This is a genomic window from Nostoc sp. CHAB 5836 (assembly GCF_020829445.1).
Taxonomy (GTDB): Bacteria; Cyanobacteriota; Cyanobacteriia; order Cyanobacteriales; family Nostocaceae; genus Nostoc.
Map to the genome: position 1 here is coordinate 1 of NZ_JAIVFV010000364.1, position 2,632 is coordinate 2,632.

The 2,632-nt window shown below is 49.7% G+C and carries 2 protein-coding genes; both read left to right on the top strand.

Annotated features, from left to right (window positions below; translation table 11 throughout):
• Positions 1-1,542, top strand: a 1,542-nt coding sequence (locus LC605_RS32470; protein WP_229551471.1) for a methyl-accepting chemotaxis protein, incomplete at its 5' end; no start/stop codon positions are given.
• Positions 1,543-1,576: 34 nt separating this feature from the next.
• A complete protein-coding gene (locus tag LC605_RS32475; RefSeq protein WP_229551472.1) occupies positions 1,577-2,362 on the top strand; it encodes a hypothetical protein in 786 nt (261 codons plus the stop codon).
• The last annotated feature ends 270 nt before the right edge of the window (positions 2,363-2,632 follow it).

The following is a 2,632-nucleotide window of genomic DNA, read 5'->3' on the forward strand; positions in this document are numbered from 1 at the left end:
AGGCTATCAAACCTAACAGTGGCAGCGCGTCTTTGGCTTGCTCTCGGGTTCTCAATGCTCGCAGTAATAGCTGCTACTGCAATCGTAGGCTGGAGACTTGAGGCGGTTATATCCCATGCAGAGGCTTTGGATAACGAGCATGCGAACAGGAGGATATCCGCGATGCAATGGGTTTCTCTGGTGCGTTCCAATATTGTTCTCGTGCAAGCGACTGCAATTATGCCGGAGGCGGCATCTCGAGAATTGCTGATGCCGCTAATTGCCGAAGGAACTCGTCGTATATCGAATGTCCAAAGTGAGATTGAAGGTAACTCTAGTGGGTCGGCTGATCGACAAATTTTGAATCAGATTAGGGCGCTCCGCACGGAGGTGCTTGCAGCGTTAAGTTCAATCAGAACTGCTAAGGCAGGCGCTTCTTCCAGTCAGATTGCCTCTGCTCTGCAGGAATTTGATGTCACTTCAAAGAGATACCTAGCCGCTTTGGACGATTACGCTGCGTTTCAGGCTCAGTTGGCTAATGCCGTGCATGTTGATGCGGCGACCAAAAGGCATGACTTGTTGTTGAAAGCATTAGGAGGGATGGCGCTGCTATTCGTGCTTATGATTTGTGGCGCAGGTGCGCTTGTTCGATCCATTCGATTGCCGTTGTCTGCGGCGGTAGCCGCGACCAAAGAAGTTTCAGAGGGAAATTTATCACATCAGTTTAATTCCAGCCGCGGTGATGAGTTTGGTGAATTGCATTTGGCGCTTGATCAGATGTGTCGTAGGCTTCGAGGATTGATATCCGTAGTTCGCGATGGCGTGGGCTCGGTAGACACGGCGGTGAACGAGATAGCCGTAGGGAATCAAGATTTGAGTTGGCGTACGGAGCAAGCAGCCGCAAGCCTTCAGCGCACCGCTAATGCGGTAATGGAAATTACGGCATCTGTCAAGCAGTCAGCAGACGGTGCGGCGCGCGCCGCTCAGCTGGCGCATGAAGCAGACCGAATAGCTCGCGATAGTGGAAGCGCTGTTGTCGGCGCATGCGAAAGCATGGCTCGTATTAGTTCAAGCGCCAAGCAAATAGCAGAAATAACGTCGGTTATAGATGCTATGGCGTTCCAGACAAATATTCTTGCACTAAATGCTGCCGTAGAGGCTTCCCGTGCGGGTGAGTTGGGGCGTGGTTTTGCGGTTGTCGCTTCTGAAGTTCGGACTTTGTCTCATAAAAGCGCCTCGGCTGCGAAGCAAATAAAAGTGTTAATTCAGAGTTCAGTAGAGCAAATATCAGATGGGGAGCGTCGAGTTAAGGACGCTGCTGCATCGATGAGCCTTATTGTTGCTCATGTGGGTACCTTAAGTGTGTTAATTGCCGAATTGGCTAAAGCATGCAAAACTCAGTCGTTCGGCATTCAAGATGTTAATGCGGCGATTGTGGATCTCGACAGAGCTACTCAACAGAATGCGGCTCTTGTTGAGCAGTCAGCAGCGGCAGCAGCGTCTCTGAGAGACAATGCGGGACGTTTGTCGGTCGCTACTTCTGTTTTTGTTTTCGACCAGTAATTGTTCAATGTCTTTCTATGACCGGTCCCTAGCAATGAATACACTTTCACGCAGGCAGGCACTAATTAAGACGGGTAAGGTTATTGCTCTGCCGTTATGCCCCGTACCTGTTTGCGCTCGGGTCGTTGATGCTCAACATGCCGGAATGGTAATGTTAGGCGAGGTTGGTCCTTACGTCTTTCGTGGCGGCGATGGAGTGCTTGAAGGAGTTTTGCCCACCTTGTTGAAAATGATTAAGCCCAGGCTTCCATTTAACTTTTCAATAGTAGGCGTTGCGCCTATGGAGCGTTTGGTTAGTATTGGTGGGCGTGCTTCTAATACGGTATTGATGCCTGTAATTAAAATTCCAACACGCGAAGAATCTCTGAAGTGGCTGGAGCGGTTGTTCGATGTTCGTTATTGTGCGTTCGCCTCAAGTGGGCGTCCAGTTACTCCACAGTCGATTGGAGCGCTGAGTTCATATCGCATAGGCGCCGTTCGAGCGGAGGGGCTTCAGCAATGGGCTGCCTCCATTGGGATCAATGTTCAACAAGTAGTCGCCAACAACAGGATTGGACTTTCGATGCTTAAGGCAAATCGGTTTGATCTATTCTTGGCGCCCGCAGAGGCTGCTTGGTTCTCTTTGCGTCACGAACTTAGGCTGCCCCATCGGGAAATTGTCGAAGTCATGGAGATCGCTCGGCTTGAGATCTATGCCGCTACGTCGCTTGATTCCCATCAGCCCATTTGCGCAGCATGGAAGTCTGCCATTCGAAGTGCTCAAGGAACAAGAGAATGGAAAAAGTATTTTTTTGAGATTCGGGAGTTGTATGGGTATTGATTGCTGTGCGGCTTTTCCTTCTGAGGTGGATGCAATGTTAAATATATACTCGACCAATTGACCGTCTCGGTGCGCCTGAGAAAGTCTTTGTTTACTGCTGCAGTGTGGGTGTGTCAGTGGGCATGTGAAGGGGGTTTTTGTGCTGGATCAGCTTATCGATGGCACCTTGGGTGAGTCATTTAATAGTCATTTTCCGTAAGTATTCGTATTGGTGGGGAGCTTGCGTGTCTATTTAATTCTAGGTTGTCGGGTGGATATGTTTAAATTCGA